The organism is Streptomyces sp. NPDC055103 (assembly GCF_053607625.1).
In genome coordinates, this window is the sequence record NZ_JBSGTX010000002.1 from 1 (window position 1) to 26,948 (window position 26,948).

Here is a 26,948-nt window from a genome sequence, read left to right on the forward strand (position 1 = left end):
GCGGCGGCTTCGGGCACGTACGGCGTCAGACGCGTACGGCCCCGGGCGGTGCGGGAGGGATCACTCCCACTCGATGGTGCCCGGGGGCTTGCTCGTGACGTCGAGGACGACGCGGTTCACGTCGGCGACCTCGTTCGTGATGCGGGTCGAGATCTTGGCGAGCACCTCGTAGGGCAGGCGCGACCAGTCGGCCGTCATCGCGTCCTCGGAGGAGACGGGGCGCAGCACGATCGGGTGGCCGTAGGTGCGGCCGTCGCCCTGGACGCCCACGGAGCGGACGTCGGCGAGCAGGACGACCGGGCACTGCCAGATCTCGCGGTCGAGGCCGGCCGCGGTGAGCTCCTCGCGGGCGATGGCGTCGGCCTCGCGCAGCAGATCCAGGCGCTCCTTGGTGACCTCGCCGACGATGCGGATGCCGAGGCCGGGGCCGGGGAAGGGCTGGCGCTGGACGATCTCCTCCGGCAGGCCGAGCTCCTGGCCGACCATGCGGACCTCGTCCTTGAAGAGCTGGCGGAGCGGCTCGACGAGCTCGAACTCCAGGTCCTCGGGGAGGCCGCCCACGTTGTGGTGGGACTTGATGTTGGCGGTGCCGGTGCCGCCGCCGGACTCGACGATGTCCGGGTAGAGCGTGCCCTGGACGAGGAACGCGACGTCCTCGCCGGTGCCCGCCGACTCGGCGACGATCTCGGCCTGCGCCTGCTCGAAGACGCGGATGAACTCACGCCCGATGATCTTGCGCTTGGTCTCCGGGTCGGAGACGCCGGCGAGGGCGGCGAGGAAGCGCTCCTGCGCGTCGACGACCTTCAGGTTGACGCCGGTGGAGGCGACGAAGTCCTTCTCGACCTGCTCGGTCTCGCCCTTGCGCATGAGGCCGTGGTCGACGTAGACGCAGGTGAGCTGCGAGCCGATGGCCTTCTGCACGAGCGCGGCGGCCACGGCGGAGTCGACACCGCCGGAGAGGCCGCAGACGGCGCGCTTGTTGCCGACCTGGGCGCGGATGGCCGCGACCTGCTCCTCGATCACGTTGCCCGTGGTCCAGCTGGGCTGGATGCCGGCGCCGCGGTAGAGGAAGTGCTCCAGGATCTGCTGGCCGTGCGTGGAGTGCAGCACCTCGGGGTGGTACTGGACACCGTAGAGCTTCTTCTCGTCGTTCTCGAAGGCGGCGACCGGCACGACGTCCGTGGACGCGGTGACGGAGAAGCCCTCGGGGGCGGCGGAGCAGGCGTCGCCGTGCGACATCCACACGGACTGCTCGACCGGGGTGCCCTCGAAGAGGGTGGAGCCGGCCTTGGCGACGTGCAGCTCCGTACGGCCGTACTCGCGGGCGCCGGTGTTGTCGACGGTGCCACCGAGGGTCGTCGCCATCAGCTGGAAGCCGTAGCACATACCGAAGACGGGGACGCCCGCCTCGAAGATCTCGCGGTCGAGGCGGGGGGCGCCCTCCGCGTACACGGAGGACGGGCCGCCGGAGAGGATGATCGCCTTCGGGTTCTTGGCCAGCATCTCGGCCACCGGCATGGTGGACGGGACGATCTCGCTGTAGACCCGGGCCTCACGGACGCGGCGGGCGATGAGCTGGGCGTACTGGGCGCCGAAGTCGACAACGAGGACTACGTCCGGGTTGGAGACGTCGGGCGCGGCAGCGGGGGTCGCTGATGACACTACGGCGGCCTTCCGGCGGTAGGTGGGGTCCCCCGAAGGGGGGGTGCTATTTGTCGATTCTACCGGCGCGCCGGTCGCACTTTTCGTCTCACCATCCGAACCGGGGTTGGCCCGGGGTCCGGGGCGGGGTCCATACTGTCGCCATGCGCAAGCTCTCGACCTTCGTCTTTACCTATGGCACCGGCCCGTCCGGCTGCCATGGTCGTGCTGCTTGAGCAACTGACAAGCGACTTCCCAGGCGCCCCGGGCCGACAAGGCCCGGGGCGTTCTGTCGTTTCCGGGCCTTGTCGCCCCGGGGCTCCGCACCCGACACCCCGAGGAGCCCCACCATGACGACGCACACCACCGTTACGAACACCACCGTCACCGAGAAGACCGGCGCGCGCACCGCCGAGGCGGCGACGCTGATCGGTGACGCCCGCGAGCGCATCGACTCGCTGGACGACCGGATCATCGGTCTCATCCAGGAACGGATGGCCGTCTCGGCCGTGATCCAGGAGGCCCGGATCTCCTCCGGAGGCCGCCGGGTGAACCTGGCCCGCGAGATGGAGGTCCTCGGTCACTACCGTGACGCGCTGGGCAAGCCCGGTACGTCCCTCGCGATGACCATGCTGGAGCTGTGCCGGGGCCGCATCTGAGTTCGATCCCTCTCTCACCCGTACGGCGCGTGACCGGCCGCGACCCGGCTTCGTTGGTCCGGGTGTCCGTGCCAGCCAGGGGCGGGCCCGTACAAACCACGCGTGGCTTCGCTGGGGCGTGTGGCGTACCTCCGGTGCGCCGTGGGACCTCGCACCAGCGCGTGTGACCGGGCAGCAGGGGACAGCAGCCCGGTCACCAGCAAGGGCGGTCGGCCCCGGGGACGCTCGGGGCCGGCCGCAACCGGTCGACCTCTCCCCCCTCTTCTCCCCCGTACCCGCACGTCCGTCCCCCTCTCCTCCCCGCGCGGCGCGATCCCCCGGCGCCGACGCCCAAGGGCCCCGCGCCGCGACCGGAATCGCGGCACGGGGCCCTTTCTCGCGGACGATCCTCCGGAGTGACGCGCGTCACACGAAGATCCTGTGCAACCGCTACAACCAATCCCGCCGGTCGCGGGTCATCTATGCAGCATCACCAAAAGCAGGAAAGGCGCTGCACTCGGAGGGGGGTGCAGCGCCTTTTCTCATGCCTGGCTCTCCGGCGCCGGGCTCCCCGGCGTCCGGCTCTCCGGAGCCGGGCTTCCCGGTTCCTTCTTCGGCGGGACCGTGGGGATGCCCAGGAACGGCAGCCGCAGGGCGCCGAACGCCTCGGCGGGGACCGCCGGGGACTTCGGTTCGACCGCCGCCAGCCGTACGTACGCCTCTCCCTGCCGCGGCCGCGGGTCCTCCTCGCCCTTGTTCGGCCAGAAGGACATCGCCCGCTCCGCCTGCGCCGTGATCGTCAGGGACGGGTTGACGCCGAGGTTGGCGGAGACGGCCGCCCCGTCGACGACGGAGATCCCGGGGTGGCCGAAGAGCCGGTGGTACGGGTCGATGACGCCGGACTCGGCGTCGGCGCCGATCGGGCAGCCGCCCAGGAAGTGGGCGGTGAGCGGGGTGCCCATCAGCTCGCCGATGTTGGAGCCGGCGAAGCCGTTGATCTCCTCGGCGAGGAGGCTCGCGGCCCGGGTGGCCTCCGGGATCTGCACCGGGTTCGGCGCCCCGTGCCCCTGGCGGGCCGTGAGCAGGCCCTTTCCGAGCCCGCCGGGCTTGCGATAGGTCGTCAGGGAGTTGTCGAGGGACTGCATGACCAGACCGATGATGGTCCGCTCCGACCAGTGCCAGTTGGAGAGCGAGCGGGCGGCGAGCGTCGGGTGCCTGAGCAGGTTGAGGAACCAGTTCCGCACCCGGTGGGCCCCGTAGGGCACCTGGAGGACGGTCAGACCGCCCATGGAGTTGGAGCCCTTGCCGTACCGCACCGGCTCGATGTGGGTGTTCGCGTCGGGGTGGATCGAGGAGGTGATGGCGACGCCGCGGGTGAAGTCGGCCTTCTCCTTGCCGTGCTTCTTGCGGTAGCGCCGGTCGGTGGTCTGGGCGCCGACCAGGCCCTCGGAGTTGGTACGGGTGAGCTCGCCGAGCCTGCGCGAGATCCGGGGCAGCAGCCCGCCGTCCTTCATCCGGTGCAGCAGGGTCTGCGTGCCGTACGTGCCGGCCGCGATCACCACCCGGCGGGCGCGGAAGGTCCGGCCCTTGCCCTTCTTCCGGTCGTCGGTGGGCAGGGTCCGTACCGCGTAGCCGCCGCGCGAGTCCTCGGTGACGGTGACGACCGTGGTCATGGGGTGGACGGTCGCCCCCGCCTTCTCGGCGAGATGGAGGTAGTTCTCGTTGAGGGTGTTCTTGGCGCCGTGGCGGCAGCCCGTCATGCACTCGCCGCACTCGGTGCAGGCACGCCGGGCCGGGCCCGCGCCGCCGAAGTACGGGTCGGCGACCTCCGCTCCCGGCTTCGCCTTCGCCGTGCCGGCCTCGTCCCCGCTGACGGCGTCGCGGCCGTCCCCGAAGAAGACGCCGACCGGCGCCATGTGGAAGGTGTCGCCGATGCCCATCGCCTGCGCGGCCGCCTTGAGGTGCACGTCCGAGGGGGTCGTCGTCGGGTTGAGCCGGACGCCGAGCATCCGCTGCGCCTGGTCGTAGTACGGCCGCAGCTCGTCCTGCCAGTCCGTGATGTCCTTCCACTGCGGGTCGTCGAAGAACGGCTTCGGCGGTACGTAGAGGGTGTTGGCGTAGTTGAGGGAGCCGCCGCCCACACCGGCGCCCGCGAGCACCATCACGTTGCCCAGCAGGTGGATGCGCTGGATGCCGTAGAGGCCGAGGGCCGGGGCCCACAGGAAGTTCTTCACGTCCCAGGAGTTCTTCGGCAGGGTCGCGCGGGTGAAGCGGCGTCCGGCTTCCAGGACGCCGACCCGGTAGCCCTTCTCGGTGAGCCGGAGGGCGGTGACCGAACCGCCGAAGCCGGAGCCGACGACGAGCACGTCGTAGTCGTACGACTCGTCCTCGGCCTGATCCCGATTCTGGGTAGGGGGTACCGCGGTCATGGCTCTCCTCGTACGGAAAAGGGCGGAAACGGACGGGGCGGTCCGGGGTCAGCGCAGGCGCAGGGCCTTCATCGCCTTCAGGGACAGGCTCATCACCGCGGCGTACTTCTCGTCGTCCATGCCGAAGGAGGGCGCGAGCGGCATCAGCCGCTGCTGGGCGACGGTCTGGGCCTCGGTGTACTTGAGGATGCCCTCCGAGCCGTGGCGGCGGCCGAGACCGGACTCCTTCATGCCGCCCATCGGGGACTGCACGCTGCCGTAGGCCGGGGCGTACCCCTCGTTGATGTTGACGGTGCCCGTGCGCAGCCGGGCCGCGACGGCGTGGCCGCGGCGCGAGTCCTTGGTCCACACGGAGGAGTTGAGACCGTACGGCGTGCCGTTGGCGAGGTCGATCACCTCGTCCTCGTCCGTGAAGCGGTAGATCGAGACGACCGGGCCGAAGGTCTCCTCGGAGCAGACGGCCATCGGGGCCTCGACGCCGTCGAGGATGGTCGGCTCGTAGAAGAGGGGGCCGATGTCGGGGCGGGCGACGCCGCCGGCGACGAGCCGGGCGCCCTTGGCGACGGCCTCGTCGACGTGCTTCGTGACCGTCTCCAGCTGCCGCTCGCCCACGAGGGAGCCCATGTCGGCCCCGTACGCGAGGGAGCTGCCGAGCCGCATGGCCTTGGTGCGGGCGGCGAAGCGGTCGAGGAAGGCGTCGGCGATCGACTCGTGCACGTACAGCCGCTCGATGGAGATGCAGAGCTGTCCCGCGGAGGAGAAGCAGGCGCGGACGGCTCCGGCGGCGGCCTTCTCGATGTCGGCGTCCTTCAGGACGAGCATCGCGTTCTTGCCGCCGAGTTCGAGGGAGACGCCGACGAGCCGGGCCGCGGCGCCCTGGGCGACCTCGCGGCCGGTGCGGGTGGAGCCGGTGAAGGAGACGTAGTCGGCGTGCTTGACGACCTCGGGGCCGACGACCGGGCCCTCGCCCAGGACGACCTGGAAGACCTCGGCGGGCAGTCCGGCCTCGACGAGCAGGTCACGGGCCCAGAGCGCGGTGAGCGCGGTCTCGGTGTCGGGCTTCATGACGACGGCGTTGCCGGAGACGAAGGCCGGGAGCGCGTCACCGACGGAGAGCTCCAGCGGGTAGTTCCAGGGCGCGATCTGGCCGACGACCCCGCGCGGCTGGCGCAGCTCGGTGACCTTGGTGAGGGTCGGTACGACACCGGTGTGGCGCTTGGCGCGCAGGTAGGAGGCGGCCTTGCGGCCGTAGTGGCGGGCGGCGACGCAGACCGCCTGGACCTCCTCGTGGGCGTGCAGGCGCGCCTTGCCCGTCTCCAGCTGGATGAGGTCGAGGACCTCGGACTGGCGCTGGAGGACGAGGTCGTGGAAGCGGAGGAGGACGGCGGCGCGTGCCTTGACCGGGGTCGCGGCCCAGGACTCCTGGGCGGCGCGGGCGCGCGCGAAGGCCTCGGCGACGTCCTCGGGGGTGGCCTCGGGCAGCTCCGTCAGCCTCTCCCCGGTGAAGGGGGTGTGGTTGGCGGTTCGGCCGGAGCCGACCACTCCGCGGGTGAGCCGGGCGACCACCTCGGGCGTCACGACGTCGGCGGCGGTCCGCGCGCCGACGGGCGCGGGCGCGACCGGGTTGGTCGCGCCGGCGGGCGCGGCCGCTCCGCCCTTCGCGGCGGGGGCGTCGGGAAGGGCGGGGGCTGCGGGGGCCTGCGAGTCCGTCATGAGGGCGAGCGTAGGCGGCGTTCCGCCCTTTGGGTACCCGTCGGTAACGCGTTTTCACCGGGTGCACACATCGCGCCAGCGATCACTGGCACATAAGCCCTGATCAGGGGCTTACGGCTGAGGGAGGCCAGGCGAGGAGATTCTCCGGCCCCTCGCGCCGGGGGATTCACTCCCCCGGCGCCCGCCAGTGCTGGACGACGATGTCGAACTGCTTGCGGGTGGTCTCCCAGCTCGACTCCGGTGAGGACATGTACAGGGCGTACTCCGTGCCGTCGTCCTCGTAGTACATGAGGTCGATCGCGTGCCGCGGCCCGGGGAACTCCTTCCGCTCCGTCCAGGTGAACTCCCACTGGCAGGACCGGACCTGGTCGCGGTAGGTGACCTGGCGGAGCTTGACCCGGCTGTAGTCCATCCGCTTCTGCAGGACGCGCTCCAGGTCGAGGGCGTGCATGTACGGGTTCTCGAAGTCGGGCTTGGGGTCGATGCTGATCCGGATGCGGTGGTTGCCGTTGTCCGGGGTGTAGTCGATCTGGTCGCCCTCCTTCTGCCGCTTCCAGCCCTTCGGTACGAGGAGGCTGAAGCCCGCCGGGTCGTCGACGCGGACCCAGCCGTCCGGGATGTCGGCCTCGACGCCCTGGGGGGCGGTGGAGGTGGCGGGGCCGGTGGTCGTGTTCCGTCCGCCGTTGCCGCTCCGGTCGCCGTCCGCGTAGTTCATGGCGGCGAAGACGGCACCGCCCGCGACGAGTCCGGCGAGCAGCGCCGCGAGGACGGCGGTACGCCAGCCTCCTCGGCCCGGACGGGGAGAGGCGGGAGCGGAGGGCACCAGGGTGGCCGGCGACGGCGGCTCATGGGCGGGGTGGGGCCACTGCGCCGTGGAGGCGCGCGGTCCACCGGCCGGACGCACCGGCGCGTCCGCACCTGGCGTACTCCCGGCCGCGCCCGCTGCCGTGCCCCCCGAAGCGCTCCCCGCGACCGGATCCGCCGGGTCCGCCGTGCCCTGCTCGCCGCCCGGGGCCCTCCGGTCGCCCCCGGTCCCGCCCGGGGCCAGGTCGTCCCTCGCCACGCGCTGGGTCGGCACGTACGCCTGCGCCGCCTGCGGAGTCCTTCCCTCCATCGCGTCGAGCAGCATCCGCTCGGCCTCGTCCGCGCGCGGCCGGTGCTCCGGCTCCTTGCGCAGCAGCGCCACGATGACCGGCGCGAGTGCCCCGGCCTTCTCCGGATACGGCGGTTCCTCGGTCACCACGGCCTGCATCGTGCTGATCGGAGAGGTCCTGCGGAACGGCGATGTGCCCTCCACCGCCGTGTACAGCGTGGCCCCGAGGGACCAGAGGTCGGAGGCGGGACCTGGATCGCCGCCCCGTACCCGCTCGGGTGCCAGATAGTCGATGGAGCCGACGATCTCCCCGGTCCGCGTGATCGTCGAGTCCCCCTCGATCGCCGCGATCCCGAAGTCGGTGATCAGCACGCGCCCGTCCCGCGCGAGGAGGACGTTGCCCGGCTTGACGTCCCGGTGCAGCACCCCGGCCGCGTGCGCGGCGCGCAGCGCGCCGAGGACGTGCAGCCCGACCCTGGCCGCCTCACGGGGTTCGAGCGCGCCCGTCTCCTTGGCGGCGTCGGCGAGCGAGGGCCCGTCGACGTACTGCATCACGATCCACGGACGGCTGTCGTGCTCCAGGACGTCGTGGACGGTGACCACGCCCGGATGGGTGATCCGCGCGGCGGCCCGGGCCTCCTTCTGCGTCCGCGCGTGCAGCACGAGCCGGTCGGCCTCCCCCACGAACCGACCCGCCGTCAGCTCCTTCACCGCGACCACGCGGTGCAGTACCTCGTCGTGCGCGCGCCAGACCTTGCCCATGCCGCCGCGTCCGATGCACTCGCCGAGCCGGTAACGACCCGCGAGCAACAACCCCGCCCCTGTGCTCTGAGAATGTTCCACTTGCCCCCGCCCGTTCCTTCGGATGCCAGGTTACGGAGGGGGGTGCGGGCGGCGGAACCTCGGGGCTGTCATAGGAACAGCACTGTGACCAGGGGCCGATGGCGCCCCGACGGACGATCCGCCGGACGGTTCGGCGCCTTCAGTGCCTCAGCGGCCCGGGCGGAACGCCTTCGTCGCCTCGTCGTGGATCTCGGAGACCTTGTCGCGCTCGCTGTTCGGGCCGATGACCAGCACGACGTGGTACCGGCCGTCGTCGATCAGGGCGAGGTTCCGGACGAAGACCTGACGCCCGGTGCTGTCCAGCCACCAGTAACTGCCCGTCGCCGTCGCCGTGCTGCCGATGACGACACGGCGGGTCTGCTCCGCACCCGACCAGCTGGACACGCGCGACGGCTCCAGCTCGCGCTCCTTGGTGTTCTGGTACTCCAGGGGGTCGGAGCCGTGGTCACGGACGGTGTCCCGGCCGGGGACGACGATCATCGTGAAGTCCCCGCCGGTGTAGCGCACTTGCCCGGCGTCGTTGATCGGGCTGCGCCGCCAGCCGTTCGGGACCCCGATACGGAAGCCCTCCGGGTCCTGGCGCACCGTGTACCCGGCGGCGAGGGCGGGCGCCGACGGATCGGCCGCGGGCCGGGTGGTGGACGGCTTGGGCGCGGGCTCGGACGACGTCCCGCCCGATGGCTCGGCGGGCTCCGCGCCCGTGGACGGCGCGCCCGTGTGTGCGGTGCCGGGCGCGCTGGTGGGCGCCGACGGGCCCGCGGTGGGCTCCTTGCCCTCGCCGGGCAGGAAGAAGACGGCGTACGCCACGGCCCCGCCGAGCAGGAGCAGGACGAGGAGCAGCAGCGTACGGCCGAGGGCGCGTGGCGAGTCCTCGCCACGGGCGGAGCTCCGCGGCGCGCGCGGGGGGCGGGGAGCGCGGGGCGCGCGCTGTGGGATCTCCTCGTGGAACTCGGCCCGCGCGTCCGCGTACGCGGCCTCGGGCCCGATCTCCCGTCCGATCCCGCGGCCGGCCTCGTGCCCGGTCTCGTGGAAGGCCGCCTCGGGCGCGGCGGGGCGGGGGTCCTTGCCCCGCTTGTGACGGTGCCGGCCCGCGCCCGCCGCCCCGCCCGCTCCCCTGCGGCGCCGGCGCACCAGCTCGCCGCGGCGGCGCACGATCGGCAGTCGCGTCTCGTCGAAGGACGGCAGCGGTACGACTCCGAGGCCTGCCTCGGGCTCCGGGGCGGACCGCACGAGGGAGCGCAGCCAGCCGCGCAGCTCCTCGAAGTCGGGGCGCTCGGTGGGGTCCTGGCGCAGCAGGGACTCCACGACCGGGCGCAGCGGCCCGCACTCCTCGGCGAAGGCCGGCGGCTCGGCGCAGACCAGCTGGACGAGCTCGGCGGCGCTGTCCTCCGGGTACGGGGCGTGGCCCTGGACGGCCCGGTAGAGGAGCGCGCCGAGCGCCCACAGGTCGGTGGCGGGGCCGATGGGCGGGGCGAGCCGCCAGTTCTCGTGCACGGGGCCGGCCTGCTCGGGCGCCCAGCGCTCGGTGACGGCGCCGACGACGGCGATCCGGGTCTGGCGGGCCCGCTCGGCGTCGAGGCGCGTGGTGGGGCCGCGGTGGACCTGGGCCGGTACGGCGACCCGCTCGGGCGGTCCGGGGTCGCCGGCGCTGACCGGGAGGCGCGCGGGGTCCGGGGTGGCGGCCGTGTACCCGGCGGGCAGCGCCGGGCGGCCCGAACCGGGCAGTACGGGACCGCGGCCGGGGCCCGAGCCTCCGGCGGGGATCGGTCCGGAGCCGTCGCGCGCGGAGTGCGGCCCGTCGCTCCAGTTGCCGGCGAGGTGCACGCGCGGCGGAGGACCGGCCTGCGGGCCGCCGTACGCCGTGCCGCCGCTCTCGTCGTCCTCGTCGTCGTCCTCGTCGTCGTCCGCCGTCTGCGACCACCACTGCGGCTCGGGCGCGCCGGACGCGGGCACCGGGGCCGGCGGCGGGGGCGTGGGTGCGGGAACGGCTGCCGTGGGCGGCTCCGTCGGCGCGGGGCGTGGGCCGGGGAGCGCGCCCGCCTCGCCGAGCCGCGCCGCGGCACGCGCCCCCGCGCGGTACGCGGCGATGGCCCCGGCCCGCGCGGCCCGCACGTCGGCGGTGGGCGGCGGGGCGACGGCCGACGGCTCCGCCCCGGTCCGCACCTCGGCGGCGGACCTCGCCCCCGCGCCGTACGGGTCGGCCCCGTAGGAGTCACGACCGTACGCGTCGGCTCCGTATCCATCAGCTCCGGGCGCGTCGGCTCCACCGGGCTCGGGCCGGCCGTCAGGGCTCTCGGCGGCGTACGGGTCGGGTTCCCCGTACGCGTCGGGCTCGTAGTCGTAGGCGGCGGCCTCGTAGACCTCGGCCTCCTCGGTCTCCTCCTCGTCAGCCTCGCCGGTCTCGGTCCCGGTCCCGGTCCCGATCTCGTCGTAGACCTCGGCCTCGGCCTCGTACAGGTCGGAGCTGTACACCTCGGCGAACTCGGGCTCGGGCGCGAGCGGGAAGTCGGGCTCGAACTCCCGCGACGCGAACCCGACCCCCGTCCCGGCCGCCGTCCCCGCGCCGAACCTCGCCCCGAACTCGCTCCCGTCGTCCCCCTGCTCCGGCACGGGCGCGTAGCCGCACAGGGCCTCCTCCGCCGCGCCCACCGCGAGGCCCGTGAGGACCACCCGACCGTCGTCGCAGACGAGCACGGTCCGGGAGGTGATGTTCCGGTGGACCCAGCCGTGGGCGTGGAGCGCGCGCAGGGCGGTGAGGACGTCTGCGCCGATCTCGGCCGCTCTGTACGGGCTCAGCGGCTGCTCGGCGAGGAGCGCGGCCAGCGGTCTGGCCGCCACGACCTCGCTCACTATCCACAGCGAGCCGGCCTCCGCGAAGACGTCGAAGACCTGGTCGAGGAGCGGGTGGTCGGGGATCTGGGCGGCGGCCTGGGCCGCCTCGATCGCGCGGCGCACTACGGGTTCGGCCGGCCGTCGGGTCGCCCGCCCGGCGCTCCCGTAGGGCTGGTCGTGACCGTCCGCGCCGTCGAGCACCTCGGCGTCGACGAACTCCGGCAGCGGCACCTGGCGGACCAGGACCTCCTGCCCGCTGTACGTGTCGAAGGCGCGCGTCTCGGCGAAGTCGTGCGCGTACGCGTCCGGACCGGCGCCCGTCTCCGCACCGGTCGGCGGCAGCGGCAGGCGGTAGCGGTCCGCCAGCACCCTTCCCGCGTAGTCGTCCACGACGCCTCCCCACGCGCGCACGCTGTCCCCCGTGGACCCGCGGATCCGTCGGATCACGCGAGTCCGTCAATTCCGGTCCGGCACCGTGCAGTTAGCGGCAATTGTCGACTGCGTACGGTCCACGAGCTCTCACGATACGTGGCACCGGTCAGTCCTTGGGGCTGAACGTGGCGAACGCCGTCTCCCGCAGCGTCCGGCACTCCGCGCCGTTCCACTCGTCCGCCTTGCAGGTGATCATGATGGAGTAGCCGTGCGTGTCGTCCACCTTGAAGCCGCGGTTGAGCACCCGGACCGTCATGCTCTTCTGCGTGCGCGTGAACTCCCAGTCCGCGACCGTCGGGTAACCCTTGTACGAGACCGGCTTGATGCCGATGTGCCGGTAGTCCTGGCTGGTGACGGCCACACCGGCCTTGGCCAGCTCCCACGCGATCTGCGCGTTGTCCTTCGGGCTGTCGTTGAAGTCGACCTGGACGCGCGGGAAGCCGCCGCTCTCGCTGAATATCACGCCGAGCGCGTATCCCGGTATCGAGCGGGGCTTGAAGGTGGCGGGCAGCGCCATGGAGAAGTGGAGCGGCGCGTGGGTGACGAGGGCGTAGCCGGCGGGCAGCTGTGCGCCGCCGCCGGGCTTGCCGGACGGCTTGGTGCCGCCCTGCCCGGTCGTCGTCCCGACCGTCGTCCCCGTCGTCGTTCCGGTGGTCGTGCCCGCCGTGCCCGTGGCGCCCGTCGATCCGTTGGAGCCGGTGTCCCCGGGCTGTGCGCCGCCCTGCTGGCCGGGGCCGCCCGGCGTCTGGCCCTTGCCGCCGGAGCCCTCGGACCCACCGGACCCGTCGGCACCGCCGGACGCGCCGGCCGAGGCCGTCGCACCGCCGGTCCCCTGGACCTGCTTGTCCTTGTCGCCACCGGAGAGGGAGACCGTCAGGATCGTGCCGAGGAGAGCGAGGACGGCGACCGCGGCGATGATCACCAGCGTGCGGCGCGGCACGACGTCGGTGAGCGGCGCGCGGGCCGGCGCCTGCCGGCCTCCGCCCCGCACCGGCTCCGCCGCCTTGGACCTCGGCTTCGCCTTCGGCTCGGCCTTCGCCGACGCCGCCGCGTTGCGCACGGACTTCAGCGCGCCCCGCACCCGGTCGGCGGCGACGGCCGCGTCGGGCGTCCTGTCCCGGTCGGCGGCCGCAACCACCGGACCCCGGTCGGGGCGCGGCGGAAGCGGTACGACCCTGGTGACCTCGGGAGAGACCTCAGGCGCCGCGACGGGCACGTCGGGAGCGTCGAGCACGGCCCGCAGCAGGACCCGCGCGCGGGCGTCGTCGAGGCGCTGGGCCGGGTCCTTGGCGAGCAGGCCGTAGATGACCTGCTCCAGCTCGGGTCCCGCGTTCTTCGGCGGGTCGACCGGCTCGGTCATCACCGCCGTGAGGGTGGCGATGGCGGAGCCCTTGTCGTACGGCGGGCTGCCCTCGACCGACGCGTAGAGGAGGCCGCCCAGCGACCACAGGTCGGCGGCCGGTCCGGGCTTGTGGCCGCGGGCGCGCTCCGGCGAGATGTAGGAGGGGGCGCCGACGAGCATGCCGGTGGAGGTGATCGAGGGGTCGCCCTCGACCTGGGCGATGCCGAAGTCGGTCAGGACGACCCGGCCGTCCTCGGCGATCAGCACGTTGGACGGCTTCACGTCACGGTGAAGGATGCCCTCGCGGTGCGCGGAGCGCAGGACGTCGAGGATGGCGAGGCCGACCTCGGCGGCGCGGCGGGGCGTGAGCGTGCCGTCCTCGCGCACGGCCTCGGCGAGGGACTTGCCCTCGATGAGCTCCATGACGATCCACGGACGGTCGTCCTCGTCGACGACGTCGTACACGGTCACGGCGCCGTTGTTACGGATCCGGGCGATGGCCTTCGCCTCGCGCAGGGTCCGGGTGATGAGGCGTCGCTTCTCGTCGTCGTCGATGCTCGTGGGGAAGCGGAGCTCCTTGACGGCGACGGTACGGCCGAGGGTCTCGTCGACCGCGCGCCACACGGTGCCCATGCCGCCGCGCCCGAGGACCACACCGAGCCGGTAACGCCCGGCGAGCAGCCGGCCCTCGGTCACCGGGTCCTTGCGGAACCGGTCGCCGCCGAAGCCCCCGGAACCGGCACCACCGGCGCGCGCGGCGCTTCCGGCACCGCTCTGGCCGTCGCCGTCCCCGGCGCCGAAGCCGGCCCTGCCGGTCGACGGCTCGGTGCCCCGCAGCCGGGCCGTCGCGCCGAAAGGCTCGTCGGCGGGGGCGTCGGAGGGTTCGTCAGCGGACGCGCCGAAAGGCTTAGCAGGCGACGCGTCAGGGGCCTTGTCAGCGGACACTGCGGACTCCGCGGACTCCGCGGACTCCGCGGACTCCGCGACGGGAGCGTCCCAAGGCTCGTCCGACCTCGCGTCACCCTTCGCGCCGACCGCGTCCCCGGCTCCCACGACGTCCTCCGCGCGCTTCATGTCGTCCACGCGCTCCGCGTCCTCCGCACCCTGCGCAGCATCCGTGACCTGCGCGTCCTTCGCGTCCCGCGCCGCTTCGCGCGCGGCCGGGACCGCCCCTCGGTCGCCGTCGGTCGCGGCCCCCGCGGCGGCGTCCCGCCGGGGGTCCCTCGCCGTGTCCCGCGACTGCTCCGCCTCCGACATGCGTCCCCTCTGCGATCCCTGATCTCCGCCGCGTCTGCCGCTTCCCGCGCGATGCGGTAACCCGCCCTGGAAGAGAGGCCATTGTCCCTCACCTCGGGACCGGTGCCGCCCCCGGGTCCGCACTCCGGGATGACGACGCCCCCGGACACCCTCCAGGTTCCCGCAGGATTCCGGCCGACGCGACCCTCCCGTCGGGGACGGCCCGTCAGATCGGCACGATGTCCGGCGCCCCGAGCCGTGCGGCGTCCGCCGTCAGGTCGTCAGGCTGCCGCTGCGACTCACGTTCGGCCTCGACCCGCTTCTCGTAGTGCTCGACCTCCTTGTCGATCTGGCGGGCGTCCCAGCCCAGGACGGGTGCCATCAGTTCCGCGCACTCGCGCGCGCTTCGCGTACCCCGGTCGAAGGTCTCGATGGAGATCCTGGTCCGCCGGGTGAGGACGTCGTCGAGGTGGCGCGCGCCCTCGTGCGAGGCGGCGTAGACGATCTCGGCGCGCAGGTAGTCGTCGGCCGCCGCGAGCGGTTCCCCGAGCCCGGGGTCCCCGGCGATCAGGTCGAGGATCTGCTCCGTCAGGGAGCCGTACCGGTTGAGGAGATGCTCGACCCGGACGACGTGCAGGCCGGTCCTCGCGGCCGTTCTGGCGCGGGCGTTCCACAGGGCGCGGTAGCCCTCGGCGCCGAGGAGCGGGATGTCCTCGGTGACACAGGCGGCCACCCGCTGGTCGAGGCCGTGGACCGCCTCGTCGACCGCGTCCTTGGCCATGACGCGGTACGTCGTGTACTTGCCGCCGGCCACCACGACGAGGCCGGGGACCGGGTGGGCGACGGTGTGCTCGCGCGAGAGCTTGCTCGTGGCGTCCGACTCGCCCGCGAGCAGGGGTCGCAGGCCCGCGTAGACGCCCTGGACGTCGTCCCGGGTGAGCGGGGTCGCGAGCACGGTGTTCACATGCTCCAGGAGGTAGTCGATGTCGGCGCTGGACGCGGCCGGGTGGGCCTTGTAGAGGTCCCAGTCGGTGTCGGTGGTGCCGACGATCCAGTGCCGCCCCCAGGGGATGACGAACAGCACGGACTTCTCGGTGCGCAGGATGAGCCCGGTGGTCGAGTGGATGCGGTCCTTGGGCACGACCAGGTGGATGCCCTTCGAGGCGCGGACGTGGAACTGGCCGCGCTCGCCGATGAGAGCCTGGGTATCGTCCGTCCACACCCCGGTGGCGTTGACGATCTGCTTGGCCCTGATCTCGTACGAGCCGCCGGACTCGACGTCCTGGACGCGGGCGCCGACGACCCGCTCGCCCTCGCGCAGGAAGCCGACGACGCGGGCCCGGCTGGCGGCCTTCGCGCCGTACGCGGCGGCCGTGCGCACGAGGGTGGTGACGAAGCGGGCGTCGTCCATCTGGGCGTCGTAGTACTGGAGGGCGCCGACCAGGGCGTCCCTCTTGAGGCATGGCGCGACCCGCAGTGCGTTCCGCCGGGAGAGGTGGCGGTGCACGGGCAGGCCGCGGCCGTGGCCGGAGGAGAGGGACATCGCGTCGTACAGCGCGACGCCCGAGCCCGCGTAGAGCCGCTCCCAGCCCTTGTGCTGGAGCGGGTAGAGGAAGGGGACCGGCTTCACCAGGTGGGGTGCGAGCCGCTCCAGGAGCAGTCCGCGCTCCTTGAGCGCCTCCCGGACCAGCGCGAAGTCCAGCATCTCCAGGTACCGCAGGCCGCCGTGGATGAGCTTGCTGGACCTGCTCGACGTGCCGGAGGCCCAGTCACGGGCCTCGACGATGCCGGTGGAGAGCCCTCTCGTGACGGCGTCGAGGGCGGTCCCCGCGCCGACCACTCCGGCGCCGACCACCAGCACGTCCAACTCTCGCTCCGCCATGGCCGTGAGCGCCTCGGTGCGCTCGGCCGGTCCCAGTGTCGCTGTCCTCACGGTTGTCGCCTCCCGTCGTCCCCGAGCCGTCCCGGTCGTCCCCGGAGCCGTCCCGGTTTCGATTCTGGCCCGCTCCGGTGACTTCAGCCACCGCCTCGCCGCCACCCTGTGGATAACACTCGGCGACCTTCGACCCCACAATGCCGCATATCGGTCATATTTACGCCTAGTCTGACATTGCGTTCACCCCGTTCTGTCCACCGGGGTTGCGCCCCGCGTCCCCTCCGGCTACTGGGAAGGACGGCCCACCCCCCATGCCCGCTGATCTCGCCGTCATCGGCCTCGGCCACCACGGACTCCCCCTCGCCCAGGCCGCCACCGCCGCAGGCATCGACACCATCGGCTACGACACCGACCCCCGCCCCGTCGCCGAACTCGCCGCGGGCCGCTCCCCGGTCGACGGCTCCCTCACCGCCCCCGAGATCCGCCGGATGCTCGCGGGAGGCTTCCGCCCCACCACGAACACCGCCGAACTCGGCCGCGTCCGCACCGCCGTCCTCTGCGCACCGACCCCCCTCGGCCCCGACCGCACCCTCGACCTCACCGCCGTCACCGACGCGGCCCGCGCCCTCGCCGCCCGGCTGCGCCCCCACACCACCGTGCTCCTGGAGTCCCCGGTCCCGCCGGGCACCACCGAAGGCCTCCTCCGCGAGGTCCTCGAAGCGGGCTCCGGGCTGCGGGCCGGCCGCGACTTCCACCTCGCGTACTCCCCCGGCCGCCTCGACCCCGGCAGCCGCACCCACGGCTTCGCCGGCACCCCCAAGGTCATCGGCGGCCTCACCCCGGCCTGTACGGAGTCCGCCGCCACCTTCTACGGCCGGCTCACCGACAAGGTGGTCCGCGCGCGCGGCCCGCGCGAGGCCGAGACGGTCAAGCTCCTGGAGACCAACTTCCGGCACGTCAACATCGCCCTGGTCAACGAGATGGCGGTCCTCTGCCATGAACTCGGCGTCGACCTCTGGGACGTCATCCGCTGCGCCGAGACCAAGCCCTTCGGCTTCCAGGCCTTCCGCCCGGGCCCCGGCGTCGGCGGCCACGGCGTCTCCGTCGACACCATCGGCGCCCACCGCCCGCTCCGCCTCGTCGAACTCGCCGGCCAGGTCAACGAACGCATGCCCCAGTACGTCGTCCAGCGCGCCGCCACCCTCCTCAACGAGCACGGCAAGTCGGCCCGCGGAGCCCGGATCCTGCTGCTCGGGATCACGTACAAGCCCGACCTCCCGGACCGTCAGGGCTCCCCCGCCGACGAGATCGCCCGCCGCCTCATGGACCTGGGCGCGGCCGTCAGCTACCACGACCCCCACGTCCCCGACTGGCGCGTCCGCGAACTCCCCGTCCCCCGCGCCGACTCCCTCTACGAGGCCGCCGCCCACGCCGACCTGACGGTCCTGCTCCAGCACCACCGCACGTACGACCTCCAGGGCCTCTCGGTGAAGGCCCAGCTCCTCCTCGACACCCGCGGCGCCACCCCCGGCGGCGCGGCCCACCGGCTCTGACCGAGCCACCGCACGCGAAACCCCTGGGGCGCCGTCACAGGGGGCTGCTAACCTCCGGGACCTCTCGTACGCACATCCGTGCGTCCACGTCCCTGGGGGATCCGCAGCATGAGCCAGCCCGTACCGCCGCCGTCCGGCAACCCGTTCGCCAACGGCCCAGCGCCCGAGCCGTACCCGATGGCGCCGCCGCCCGCGCCCGTCCGCGACAACGTGGGGCTCGGCCTGCTGGCCGCCCTGGTCGCGGGGCTCGTCGCCGGCGGGGTGTACGGAGCCGTCATCGGCGGCATCGAGCGCGAGATCGGCTGGGCCGCCGTCGGTGTCGGCTTCCTCGTCGGTCTCGCCGCCGGCAAGGTCGGCGGCCGCAACCCCGTCCTGCCGATCGCCAGCGCGGTGCTGTCCCTCGGCGCCGTCTACCTCGGCCAGCTCGTGGGCATCGCGGTCCTGGGCGCCAAGGCGCTGAACGTCTCCGCCACGGAGCTGTTCCTGGAGGAGTTCGGCGTGCTGACGGAGGCCTGGAACGAGGGCAAGGACGCCCTGACGTTCCTGTTCTTCGCCCTCGCCGCCTTCGCCGCGTTCTCGGCGGCCAAGAAGGCCGCCCGCTGAGTGCCGGACACACGCCGAGGGGCCCCGCACCACCCGGTGCGGGGCCCCTCGTACGCGTACGGGACGACGTCAGCGCTTGTGCTGCGCGTCCGCGACGGTGACCTCGACGCGCTGGAACTCCTTGAGCTCCGTGTAGCCCGTCGTCGCCATCGCCCGGCGCAGGGCGCCGAAGAAGTTCATCGAGCCGTCCGGGATGTGCGACGGGCCCGCGAGGATCTCCTCGGTGGTGCCGACGATGCCCAGGTCGACCAGCTTGCCGCGCGGAACGTCCTCGTGGACGGCCTCCATGCCCCAGTGGTGGCCCTTGCCCGGCGCGTCCGTGGCGCGGGCCAGCGGGGAGCCGATCATGACGGAGTCGGCGCCACAGGCGATGGCCTTCGGCAGGTCGCCGGACCAGCCGACACCGCCGTCGGCGATGACGTGCACGTACCGGCCGCCGGACTCGTCCATGTAGTCGCGGCGGGCCGCGGCCACGTCGGCGACCGCGGTCGCCATCGGGACCTGGATGCCCAGGACGTTGCGCGTGGTGTGCGCCGCGCCGCCGCCGAAGCCGACGAGGACACCCGCCGCGCCGGTGCGCATCAGGTGCAGGGCCGCGGTGTACGTGGCGCAGCCGCCGACGATGACCGGGACGTCCAGCTCGTAGATGAACTGCTTCAGGTTCAGCGGCTCCGCGGCGCCGGAGACGTGCTCGGCGGAGACCGTCGTGCCGCGGATGACGAAGATGTCCACGCCGGCGTCGACGACGGCCTTCGAGAACTGCGCGGTGCGCTGCGGGGAGAGCGCGGCGGCGGTGACGACACCGGAGTCGCGCACCTCCTTGATGCGCTGCCCGATCAGCTCCTCCTTGATGGGAGCCGCGTAGATCTCCTGCAGACGGCGGGTCGCGGTGGCCTCGTCCAGCTCCGCGATCTCGTCGAGCAGCGGCTGCGGGTCCTCGTACCGGGTCCAGAGCCCTTCCAGGTTCAGGACGCCCAGGCCGCCCAGCTCGCCGATCCGGATGGCGGTCTGCGGCGACACGACCGAGTCCATGGGAGCGGCCAGGAACGGCAGCTCGAAACGGTAGGCGTCGATCTGCCAGGCGATCGAGACCTCCTTCGGGTCCCGGGTGCGCCGGCTCGGGACGACGGCGATGTCGTCGAACGCGTACGCCCTGCGGCCGCGCTTGCCGCGCCCGATCTCGATCTCAGTCACGATGTGTGGCCTTTCCCTCTACGTCTGCGCCTACCAGTATCCCCGACACAAGCGTGGGGGGCGGCTCCGGCCACATGCCGGAACCGCCCCCACGCGTCGCGCTGTGTTACTTCCTGCTGTAGTTCGGCGCCTCGACCGTCATCTGGATGTCGTGCGGGTGGCTCTCCTTGAGGCCCGCGGACGTGATCCGGACGAACCGGCCCTTGGACTCCATCTCCTCGATGGTGGCCGCGCCCACATAGCCCATCGTCTGACGGAGACCGCCGACGAGCTGGTGCAGGACGTTGGCCAGGGGGCCGCGGTAGGGCACCTGGCCCTCGATGCCCTCGGGGACGAGCTTGTCGTCCGAGGCCACCTCGGCCTGGAAGTAGCGGTCCTTCGAGTACGACCGGCCCTGGCCGCGGGACTGCATCGCGCCGAGCGAGCCCATGCCGCGGTACGACTTGAACTGCTTGCCGTTGATGAACTGCAGCTCGCCGGGCGACTCCTCGCAGCCGGCGAGGAGGCTGCCCAGCATGACCGTGTCGGCGCCGGCGGCGAGCGCCTTGCCGATGTCGCCGGAGTACTGCAGGCCGCCGTCGCCGATGACCGGGATACCGGCCGCGCGGGCGGCGAGTGCCGCCTCGTAGATGGCGGTGACCTGCGGGACCCCGATGCCGGCGACGACGCGCGTGGTGCAGATGGAGCCGGGGCCCACACCGACCTTGACGCCGTCGACACCGGCGTCGATCAGGGCCTGCGCACCGTCACGCGTCGCGATGTTGCCACCGATGACGTCGACACCGACGCTGGACTTGATCTTCGCCATCCAGTTCAGGGCGTTGCTGTTGTGGCCGTGGGACGTGTCGACGATCAGGAAGTCGACGCCCGCCGCGGCCAGGCCCTGCGCCCGCTCCAGCGCCTCGGGGCTGGCGCCGACGGCCGCGCCGACGAGCAGCCGGCCCTCGGCGTCCTTGGCGGCGTGCGGGTACTTCTCGGCCTTGACGAAGTCCTTGACCGTGATGAGGCCCTTGAGGATGCCGGAATCGTCGACGAGCGGCAGCTTCTCGATCTTGTGGCGGCGGAGCAGCTCCATCGCGTCCACACCGGAGATGCCGACCTTGCCCGTGACCAGCGGCATCGGGGTCATGACCTCGCGCACCTGGCGGCTGCGGTCCGACTCGAAGGCCATGTCGCGGTTGGTGACGATGCCGAGCAGCTTGCCCGCCGGGTCGGTCACCGGGACGCCGCTGATGCGGAACTTGGCGCACAGCGCGTCGGCCTCGGCCAGCGTCGCGTCCGGGTGCACGGTGATCGGGTCGGTGACCATGCCGGACTCGGAGCGCTTCACGAGGTCGACCTGGTTGACCTGGTCCTCGATCGACAGGTTGCGGTGGAGCACGCCCACGCCGCCCTGTCGCGCCATGGCGATCGCCATGCGGGACTCGGTGACCTTGTCCATCGCCGCCGACAGCAGCGGAATGTTCACGCGCACGTTGCGGGAGATGCGGGACGAGGTGTCGACCGCGTTCGGGAGGACCTCGGACGCGCCCGGCAGCAGCAGCACGTCGTCGTAGGTCAGCCCGAGTGTCGCGAATTTCTCGGGCACTCCGTCGACGTTTGCAGTCATGACACCTTCCCCAAATGGCCTTGATCGGTGCGGATGTCCATGCTAACGGGCCTGAGCCGTGTCTCATTCCACGATCAAGATCAGCCGGAAGCTTTGGACGTTTGTACGTGTACGAAAGGGCTGACAGGCCTCAGCAACGCTTACTGTTCGGCGAGAACATCCACTGTTCGGAGCGAATGCTCACTGCTCGGCGAGCGCGCGGAGCCGGCTGAGCGCACGGTGCTGCGCGACCCGGACGGCCCCGGGGGACATGCCGAGCATCTGCCCGGTCTCCTCGGCGGTCAGCCCGACGGCGACCCGCAGCACGAGCAGTTCGCGCTGGTTCTCCGGGAGGTTGGCCAGCAGCTTCTTGGCCCACTCGGCGTTCTCGCTGAGGAGCGCGCGCTCCTCGGGGCCGAGCGAGTCGTCGGGCCGCTCCGGCATCTCGTCGGAGGGCACGGCCGTCGCCCCGGGGTGCCGCATGGCGGCCCGCTGGAGGTCGGCGACCTTGTGTCCGGCGATGGCGAAGACGAAGGCCTCGAAGGGCCTGCCCGTGTCCTTGTAGCGCGGCAGGGCCATGAGGACGGCGACGCAGACCTCCTGGGCGAGGTCCTCCACGAAGTGGCGGGCGTCCCCCGGCAGCCGGTTCAGGCGGGTGCGGCAGTACCGCAGGGCGAGCGGGTGCACACGCGCGAGAAGGTCGTGTGTGGCCTGCGCGTCGCCCTCGACCGCACGGCGCACGAGCGCGCCGATCTCCCCCTGCCCGGCAGGCATGGGGGACCCCACGGTCTCGTCGTCGCGCATCGCTCCATGGTGCCCCGACGCCTCTGCGTTCGCGGCACCGCGTCCGTAGTTGTGCACCGAAGCGTTATGAGCAGGTGCGCCGGAACTCATCTCCCGCGCCCTCCCCTCCCGCTCGATCGACTCGTCCCCGAGGAACTCCACATCTCAAGGATGCGGCATTCCGCGGGGAAGTGACACAAGCCCACCCCGTCCACCCCACGACGGACGCGGACGCGGACGGGGAGAAGGCCGGTGACCTGCGACTCAGCGCACCAGGCCCCAGCGGAAACCCAGCGCGACCGCGTGCGCCCGGTCGGAGGCGCCGAGCTTCTTGAAGAGGCGCCGGGCGTGCGTCTTGACCGTGTCCTCGGAGAGGAAGAGCTCGCGCCCGATCTCCGCGTTGGACCGGCCGTGGCTCATGCCTTCGAGGACCTGGATCTCGCGCGCGGTGAGCGTGGGCGCGGCGCCCATCTCGGCCGAACGGAGCCGGCGCGGGGCGAGCCGCCAGGTCGGGTCGGCGAGCGCCTGGGTGACGGTGGCCCGCAGTTCGGCGCGCGAGGCGTCCTTGTGCAGATAGCCACGGGCACCCGCGGCGACCGCGAGCGCGACGCCGTCGAGGTCCTCGGCGACCGTGAGCATGATGATCCGGGCGCCGGGGTCCGCGGAGAGCAGCCGGCGGACGGTCTCGACGCCGCCCAGACCGGGCATGCGTACGTCCATCAGAATCAGGTCCGAGCGGTCCGCGCCCCAGCGGCGGAGGACCTCCTCGCCGTTGGCCGCGGTGGTCACGCGCTCGACACCGGGCACGGTCGCGACCGCGCGGCGGAGCGCTTCTCGGGCAAGCGGGGAGTCATCGCAGACGAGGACGGATGTCATGACTGACCTCCGTGGCTCTCGCAGCTGTTGCGCGTCACCTTGAGCCTCCAGGGCTGGTACGTATCGTCACCTGTGCGATTGACGCTCTCGGACACCTGCCCGATCGCTTGTTCCTTCAACCGCCTCCGCACACTCAACGACGGTCACTCGAAAGAGTTACGGGTCGGACGGCAGCCTTCGGCACTCTACGTGAGGAGCCGTAAGCGGAGGAGAGCGACGCGGCCCTTCCGTCCATCATCGAAAGCTATGCCCCATTTAGCGGGTTTTCTTCCCTTTTCGCAGTGTCTGCGGCTAGATTCGCAATGAGTCATATTTACATCTACTTCGACAGTAGTTGTACTACCCCGAGTCGTCGGGGCCCGAGGAGCCCCGGCCGATCAGCCATCCACCCGCCCACCTATCCGTTCGACACGGTTTCAAGGGGACTAGCGCAATGGCAGATTTCTCCCGCCTTCCCGGACCCAACGCCGATCTGTGGGACTGGCAACTCCTCGCGGCCTGCCGCGGGGTGGACAGCTCCCTGTTCTTCCACCCGGAGGGAGAGCGCGGCGCGGCACGGAGTGCGCGTGAGAACTCGGCGAAAGAGGTCTGCATGCGGTGCCCGGTACGCGCGGAGTGCGCGGCACACGCACTCGCCGTGCGGGAGCCCTACGGCGTATGGGGCGGCCTCACCGAGGACGAACGCGAAGAGCTCATGGGACGCGCCCGGAACCGCCTGATCACGGCGGCGCCGACGGCCGCACCTGTCACCACCGTGACGTCCATGACGACATCGGCGGCGGCACACGGCCGCCCGATCGTGGAGCGCATGTGAAGGAACGTTTCCTCAACGACGACCGAGTCTGAACCGCACACGAGCGAGTCGCGCCCACGCGCGCGTGGCGATGGCGCCTACGCGCGCGTGGCGGCGCGGGTCAGTTCGTCGAGCGTGGCGGCGACGGCCGGGACCTGGGCCAGGTCCGGCAGGGTCAGGGCCACGATCTCCCGCTCCACGGCGGGCTCCACGGTCACGGTCCGCGCCCCCTTGGGCCGTACGGACTCGATGGCGAGCTCCGGCAGGACGGCGACGCCGAGACCCGCGCCGACCAGGCCCACCACGGCCGGGTAGTCGTCGGTGGCGAAGTCGATGCGCGGGGTGAAGCCCGCCTCCTCGCAGACGTCCACGAGCTGACGGCGGCAGCGCGGGCAGCCCGCGATCCAGGACTCGTCCGCCAGTTCGGCGATGCCGACCGACCCGGCACCGGCGAGCCGGTGCCCCTCGGGCACCAGGCCCACGAGCCGGTCCGCGAGCAGCGGGCGGACGACGAGGTCGTCCCACTCGGCCAGCCCCGCCCCGTACCGGAAGGCGAGGGCCACGTCGCAGTCGCCCTCCCTGAGCATCTCGATCGAGCGCGGCGGTTCCGCCTCGACGAGGGAGACCCGGGTGCCGGGGTGCTTGGCGCGCAGGGCCGCGAGCGCGGTGGGGACGAGGGTGGAGCTGCCGCTGGGGAACGAGACCAGGCGGACGCGGCCCGCCCGGAGCCCCGCGATGGCGGCGACCTCCTCCTCGGCGGCCGTGAGCCCCGCGAGGATGCCGGAGGCGTGCCGGACGAGGACCTCGCCGGCCTGGGTGAGGCGCATCTCGCGTCCGGTCCGGATCAGCAGCGGGGTGCCGGCGGAGGTCTCCAGCGCCTTCATCTGCTGGCTGACGGCGGGCTGGGTGCAGCCGAGTTCGCGCGCGGCGGCGGAGAAGGAGCCGGTGGCGGCGACGGCGCGCAGGACGCGGAGGTGGCGGGCCTCGATCATGCGCTCAAGCATAAGCGAATCTTGGGTGAACCGGCGAATTCATAGACGACCCTTTGGGGATATCCCCGTAAAGTGCCCGCATGACCTTGTTGAGCGTGAACGCGGGACGCGCCCGGGCGGTGGACTACACCGAGTCGGCCTCGGGGATGACGGGCATCGACAAGCGGCCCGTCGACGGTCCGGTACGGATCGAGGCCCCCGGGGCGCCCGGTGTCGGGGCGAGCGGGGTGGCCGGGGACGTGGTCTGCGACCTGCGGTTCCACGGCGGCGACGACCGGGCCGCGTACGCCTTCGCCCGTGAGGACATGGACCTGTGGGAGCGGGAGCTCGGCCGCGAACTGGCCAACGGCTCCTTCGGCGAGAACCTCACGACCCTCGGCCTCGACGTGAACGGCGCCCTGATCGGGGAGCGGTGGCGGATCGGTGAGGACGTCGTCCTCGAAGTGACCGGCGGCCGCATCCCGTGCCGGACGTTCGCGGGCTTCGTCGAGGAGAAGGGCTGGGTCAAGCGGTTCACCCTGTCGGCGGCCGGACCCGGTGCGCTGCTGCGGGTGATCGTGCCGGGCGAGGTGCGGGCCGGCGACCCGATCACGGTCGTGCACCGGCCGGACCACGACGTCACCGTCGCCCTGCTGCACCGCGCCGCGACCGCCGAACGCACTCTGCTGCCCGCCACGTTGGCCGCCGCGGAGTGGATGGAGTCGGGGCTGCTCGCGCTCGCGCGCCAGTACGCGGAGAAGTACGGCCGGACGGGCGGCGGGGCGAGCGGCGGGGCGTAGGCCCCGGGCGGGGCATTAACGTGCCCGTATGACGACTGCACTGATTACGGGCGCCACCGCGGGCATCGGGGCCGCCTTCGCACGCAGGCTGGCGGCGGACGGTCACGATGTCGTGCTCGTGGCCCGGGACGTGAAGCGGCTCCGGGAGCAGGCCACCGAACTGCACGACCGGCACGGCATCGAGGCCGAGGTCCTCTCTGCGGACCTGGCGGAGGAGAAGGGCATCGCCGCCGTCGAGGCGCGGCTCTCCGACCCGAAGCAGCCGGTCGACATGCTCGTGAACAACGCCGGCTTCGGCAACAAGGGCCGCTTCCTCGAAGTCTCCATGGCCGACGAGTTGAAGATGCTCACGGTGCACTGCGAGGCGGTGCTGCGGCTCACCTCGGCCGCGGCCGCGTCGATGAAGGAGCGCGGCCGGGGCTCGGTGGTGAACGTCGCCTCGGTGGCGGCCTTCGTGCCCCGCGGGACGTACGGGGCGTCGAAGGCCTGGGTCGTGCAGTTCACCCAGGGCGTGGCGCGGGACCTCGCGGGCAGCGGGGTGCGGCTGATGGCGCTCTGCCCCGGCTTCGTACGGACCGAGTTCCACGAGCGGGCCGGAATGGGGACGGACAACATCCCGGGGTGGATGTGGCTCGACGCGGACAAGCTGGTGACGGCGGCGCTCGGGGACCTGGAGCGGGGGAAGACGCTGTCGATCCCCGACCCCCGCTACAAGGCCCTGATGGGTGTGGTGAAGCTGGCACCGCGCGGTCTGCTCGGCGGGGTCTCCTCCAAGGCGGGCCGCAAGTACGGCCCTAAGTGACCCTTCTGCGGGACTGGTTGCGGCCCGGCCCCTCGTACGCCCCGATGTTCGGAGCCGTCGTCGCCGACACGGCGTTTCCGAACCGGTCCCTGCCGCCGTTGTCCGCGATGAGCGTGCCGGCGGACGGGGCGGGGCATCCGGCGCCGAGCCGCAGGTCGGGGCGGAGCAGGGGGTCGGCGGTGATCCCGCCGGGGTTGGGGCGGGCCTGTGACTCGGCCCCGCGAACCCACGTCCACCAGCCGCGAGCGGCGATGTTGCGGGACGAATTCAGGTCCGCGTGCTCAACGAAGCCACAGACCTGACATGCGAACACGGCCTGTGAAGGCCGGTTGCGACAGTCGACGTGATGACACCGGGAACACTCCCTGCTGATGTACGCGGCATCGACGTACCCCTTGAGCAACAGGTCCGACTCGCCCTTACGGCATGCCGCCAAGAGGGCCAGCTGCTCGGCCTGGCCGGCAAAGACGAGGCCCTTCATGTGCCCGGACGCCGCCCAGATCGACACGGTGGAGTCGTCCATCTGCCAGGAGAGGCACCGGTCGTCGAACGGCTGCGCCGCATCGGTCTGGAATACGACCGGCTTGCCAGCCGCCCTCGCGTTCCGCTTCGAGCCGCGCTTGCCGAGATTCCCGGCCTTCAGATTCACCTTCAGCGCGGTATAGGCGTCGGCGACTTTCCGCAGCACGTGCAACGCGGGTCGCACCGACAGCCCCCGCGCCTTCGATGCCGCATACGCCGACACCTGGAGCGCGGCCCGCGAAGTCCGGCCATGCTCGAAGGCCCGAACCGAGAGCCAGTTTGCCGCCTCGTTACAGGAACGCAGGGTCGCTTCGAGCGCCGCCGCCTGCTCCGGCGTCGGCAGCGGCTTCACCCGCACCGCTAGCTTCACGGAATCGACGCTAGCCGT

19 protein-coding genes are annotated in these 26,948 nt (G+C 72.4%); 6 read left to right on the plus strand and 13 right to left on the minus strand.

Annotation, left to right across the window (positions count from 1 at the left end; all coding sequences use genetic code 11):
• Positions 1 to 60: 60 nt before the first annotated feature.
• Entirely contained in the window at positions 61 to 1,662 is a 1,602-nt protein-coding gene (gene guaA, locus ACWFR1_RS01895) for a glutamine-hydrolyzing GMP synthase (RefSeq protein ID WP_453545423.1), read from the minus strand.
• Between the two features lie 329 nt (positions 1,663 to 1,991).
• Here guaA and ACWFR1_RS01900 point away from each other — a divergent pair, with 329 nt between their 5' ends.
• Positions 1,992 to 2,300, plus strand: a complete 309-nt coding sequence (locus ACWFR1_RS01900) for a chorismate mutase (protein WP_453545424.1) — start codon at positions 1,992 to 1,994, stop codon at positions 2,298 to 2,300.
• A 521-nt stretch (positions 2,301 to 2,821) separates the two neighbouring features.
• Here the strand turns inward: ACWFR1_RS01900 and ACWFR1_RS01905 are convergent.
• From ACWFR1_RS01905 to ACWFR1_RS01930, 6 genes are all read right to left on the minus strand, one after another.
• A complete protein-coding gene (locus tag ACWFR1_RS01905) occupies positions 2,822 to 4,708 on the minus strand; it encodes a GMC family oxidoreductase N-terminal domain-containing protein (protein WP_453545426.1) in 1,887 nt (628 codons plus the stop codon).
• Positions 4,709 to 4,756: 48 nt separating this feature from the next.
• Positions 4,757 to 6,421 carry a succinic semialdehyde dehydrogenase gene (locus ACWFR1_RS01910; RefSeq protein WP_453545428.1) on the minus strand — a complete coding sequence of 555 codons (1,665 nt, stop codon included), beginning with the start codon at positions 6,419 to 6,421 and terminating at the stop codon, positions 4,757 to 4,759.
• A 166-nt stretch (positions 6,422 to 6,587) separates the two neighbouring features.
• Positions 6,588 to 8,357 (minus strand): protein kinase domain-containing protein, encoded by a 1,770-nt coding sequence (locus tag ACWFR1_RS01915; RefSeq protein ID WP_453545430.1) that lies wholly within the window; start codon positions 8,355 to 8,357, stop codon positions 6,588 to 6,590.
• Between the two features lie 147 nt (positions 8,358 to 8,504).
• Positions 8,505 to 11,579: a protein kinase gene (locus ACWFR1_RS01920; protein ID WP_453545432.1), complete on the minus strand. Its 3,075-nt coding sequence runs from the start codon at positions 11,577 to 11,579 to the stop codon at positions 8,505 to 8,507.
• Between the two features lie 148 nt (positions 11,580 to 11,727).
• Positions 11,728 to 14,220, minus strand: coding sequence for a protein kinase domain-containing protein (locus ACWFR1_RS01925; protein ID WP_453545434.1), 2,493 nt, complete (start codon positions 14,218 to 14,220; stop codon positions 11,728 to 11,730).
• Between the two features lie 205 nt (positions 14,221 to 14,425).
• On the minus strand, positions 14,426 to 16,132 hold the full coding sequence (locus tag ACWFR1_RS01930; RefSeq protein WP_453545436.1) for a glycerol-3-phosphate dehydrogenase/oxidase: 1,707 nt from the start codon (positions 16,130 to 16,132) through the stop codon (positions 14,426 to 14,428).
• Between the two features lie 254 nt (positions 16,133 to 16,386).
• Between ACWFR1_RS01930 and ACWFR1_RS01935 the strand changes: the two genes are divergently transcribed.
• Together ACWFR1_RS01935 and ACWFR1_RS01940 are read left to right on the plus strand one after the other, a co-directional pair.
• Positions 16,387 to 17,628: a nucleotide sugar dehydrogenase gene (locus ACWFR1_RS01935; RefSeq protein ID WP_453545438.1), complete on the plus strand. Its 1,242-nt coding sequence runs from the start codon at positions 16,387 to 16,389 to the stop codon at positions 17,626 to 17,628.
• Between the two features lie 108 nt (positions 17,629 to 17,736).
• On the plus strand, positions 17,737 to 18,231 hold the full coding sequence (locus ACWFR1_RS01940) for a hypothetical protein (RefSeq protein ID WP_453545440.1): 495 nt from the start codon (positions 17,737 to 17,739) through the stop codon (positions 18,229 to 18,231).
• 69 nt (positions 18,232 to 18,300) lie between these two features.
• Here ACWFR1_RS01940 and ACWFR1_RS01945 read toward each other — a convergent pair whose 3' ends face one another.
• The 4 genes from ACWFR1_RS01945 to ACWFR1_RS01960 all read right to left on the minus strand — a co-directional run bounded on the left by ACWFR1_RS01945 (position 18,301) and on the right by ACWFR1_RS01960 (position 22,672).
• Entirely contained in the window at positions 18,301 to 19,425 is a 1,125-nt protein-coding gene (locus ACWFR1_RS01945; RefSeq protein WP_453545442.1) for a GuaB3 family IMP dehydrogenase-related protein, read from the minus strand.
• A gap of 106 nt (positions 19,426 to 19,531) precedes the next feature.
• Entirely contained in the window at positions 19,532 to 21,034 is a 1,503-nt protein-coding gene (guaB, locus tag ACWFR1_RS01950; protein ID WP_453545444.1) for an IMP dehydrogenase, read from the minus strand.
• 180 nt (positions 21,035 to 21,214) lie between these two features.
• Positions 21,215 to 21,817 carry a sigma-70 family RNA polymerase sigma factor gene (locus tag ACWFR1_RS01955; protein ID WP_453545446.1) on the minus strand — a complete coding sequence of 201 codons (603 nt, stop codon included), beginning with the start codon at positions 21,815 to 21,817 and terminating at the stop codon, positions 21,215 to 21,217.
• A gap of 243 nt (positions 21,818 to 22,060) precedes the next feature.
• On the minus strand, positions 22,061 to 22,672 hold the full coding sequence (locus tag ACWFR1_RS01960; protein ID WP_003948568.1) for a response regulator transcription factor: 612 nt from the start codon (positions 22,670 to 22,672) through the stop codon (positions 22,061 to 22,063).
• A gap of 433 nt (positions 22,673 to 23,105) precedes the next feature.
• Here ACWFR1_RS01960 and ACWFR1_RS01965 point away from each other — a divergent pair, with 433 nt between their 5' ends.
• Positions 23,106 to 23,486 carry a WhiB family transcriptional regulator gene (locus ACWFR1_RS01965; RefSeq protein ID WP_453545448.1) on the plus strand — a complete coding sequence of 127 codons (381 nt, stop codon included), beginning with the start codon at positions 23,106 to 23,108 and terminating at the stop codon, positions 23,484 to 23,486.
• A 77-nt stretch (positions 23,487 to 23,563) separates the two neighbouring features.
• Here the strand turns inward: ACWFR1_RS01965 and ACWFR1_RS01970 are convergent, their stop codons facing one another.
• Positions 23,564 to 24,457 (minus strand): LysR family transcriptional regulator, encoded by an 894-nt coding sequence (locus ACWFR1_RS01970; protein ID WP_453545450.1) that lies wholly within the window; start codon positions 24,455 to 24,457, stop codon positions 23,564 to 23,566.
• A gap of 80 nt (positions 24,458 to 24,537) precedes the next feature.
• On the opposite strand from ACWFR1_RS01970, the gene ACWFR1_RS01975 reads away from it, so the two are divergent.
• Positions 24,538 to 25,236, plus strand: a complete 699-nt coding sequence (locus ACWFR1_RS01975) for an MOSC domain-containing protein (protein WP_453545452.1) — start codon at positions 24,538 to 24,540, stop codon at positions 25,234 to 25,236.
• Positions 25,237 to 25,264: 28 nt separating this feature from the next.
• Positions 25,265 to 26,038 carry an SDR family NAD(P)-dependent oxidoreductase gene (locus ACWFR1_RS01980; RefSeq protein WP_453545454.1) on the plus strand — a complete coding sequence of 258 codons (774 nt, stop codon included), beginning with the start codon at positions 25,265 to 25,267 and terminating at the stop codon, positions 26,036 to 26,038.
• Here ACWFR1_RS01980 and ACWFR1_RS01985 read toward each other — a convergent pair.
• Complete coding sequence (locus ACWFR1_RS01985; protein ID WP_453545456.1) at positions 26,031 to 26,930, minus strand: zinc ribbon domain-containing protein; 900 nt, start codon at positions 26,928 to 26,930, stop codon at positions 26,031 to 26,033. The two genes, ACWFR1_RS01980 and ACWFR1_RS01985, sit on opposite strands and share 8 nt — an antisense overlap.
• Positions 26,931 to 26,948: the final 18 nt, after the last annotated feature.

What these genes read in the sequence shown, in the direction of transcription:
- ACWFR1_RS01900 (WP_453545424.1), top strand. Translation starts at nt 1,992, where the DNA reads ATGACGACGCACACCACCGTTACGAACACCACCGTCACCGAGAAGACC.
- ACWFR1_RS01905 (WP_453545426.1), bottom strand. Translation starts at nt 4,708, where the DNA reads ATGACCGCGGTACCCCCTACCCAGAATCGGGATCAGGCCGAGGACGAG.
- ACWFR1_RS01910 (WP_453545428.1), bottom strand. Translation starts at nt 6,421, where the DNA reads ATGACGGACTCGCAGGCCCCCGCAGCCCCCGCCCTTCCCGACGCCCCC.
- ACWFR1_RS01925 (WP_453545434.1), bottom strand. Translation starts at nt 14,220, where the DNA reads ATGTCGGAGGCGGAGCAGTCGCGGGACACGGCGAGGGACCCCCGGCGG.
- ACWFR1_RS01935 (WP_453545438.1), top strand. Translation starts at nt 16,387, where the DNA reads ATGCCCGCTGATCTCGCCGTCATCGGCCTCGGCCACCACGGACTCCCC.
- ACWFR1_RS01940 (WP_453545440.1), top strand. Translation starts at nt 17,737, where the DNA reads ATGAGCCAGCCCGTACCGCCGCCGTCCGGCAACCCGTTCGCCAACGGC.
- guaB (WP_453545444.1), bottom strand. Translation starts at nt 21,034, where the DNA reads ATGACTGCAAACGTCGACGGAGTGCCCGAGAAATTCGCGACACTCGGG.
- ACWFR1_RS01955 (WP_453545446.1), bottom strand. Translation starts at nt 21,817, where the DNA reads ATGCGCGACGACGAGACCGTGGGGTCCCCCATGCCTGCCGGGCAGGGG.
- ACWFR1_RS01960 (WP_003948568.1), bottom strand. Translation starts at nt 22,672, where the DNA reads ATGACATCCGTCCTCGTCTGCGATGACTCCCCGCTTGCCCGAGAAGCG.
- ACWFR1_RS01965 (WP_453545448.1), top strand. Translation starts at nt 23,106, where the DNA reads ATGGCAGATTTCTCCCGCCTTCCCGGACCCAACGCCGATCTGTGGGAC.
- ACWFR1_RS01970 (WP_453545450.1), bottom strand. Translation starts at nt 24,457, where the DNA reads ATGATCGAGGCCCGCCACCTCCGCGTCCTGCGCGCCGTCGCCGCCACC.
- ACWFR1_RS01975 (WP_453545452.1), top strand. Translation starts at nt 24,538, where the DNA reads ATGACCTTGTTGAGCGTGAACGCGGGACGCGCCCGGGCGGTGGACTAC.
- ACWFR1_RS01980 (WP_453545454.1), top strand. Translation starts at nt 25,265, where the DNA reads ATGACGACTGCACTGATTACGGGCGCCACCGCGGGCATCGGGGCCGCC.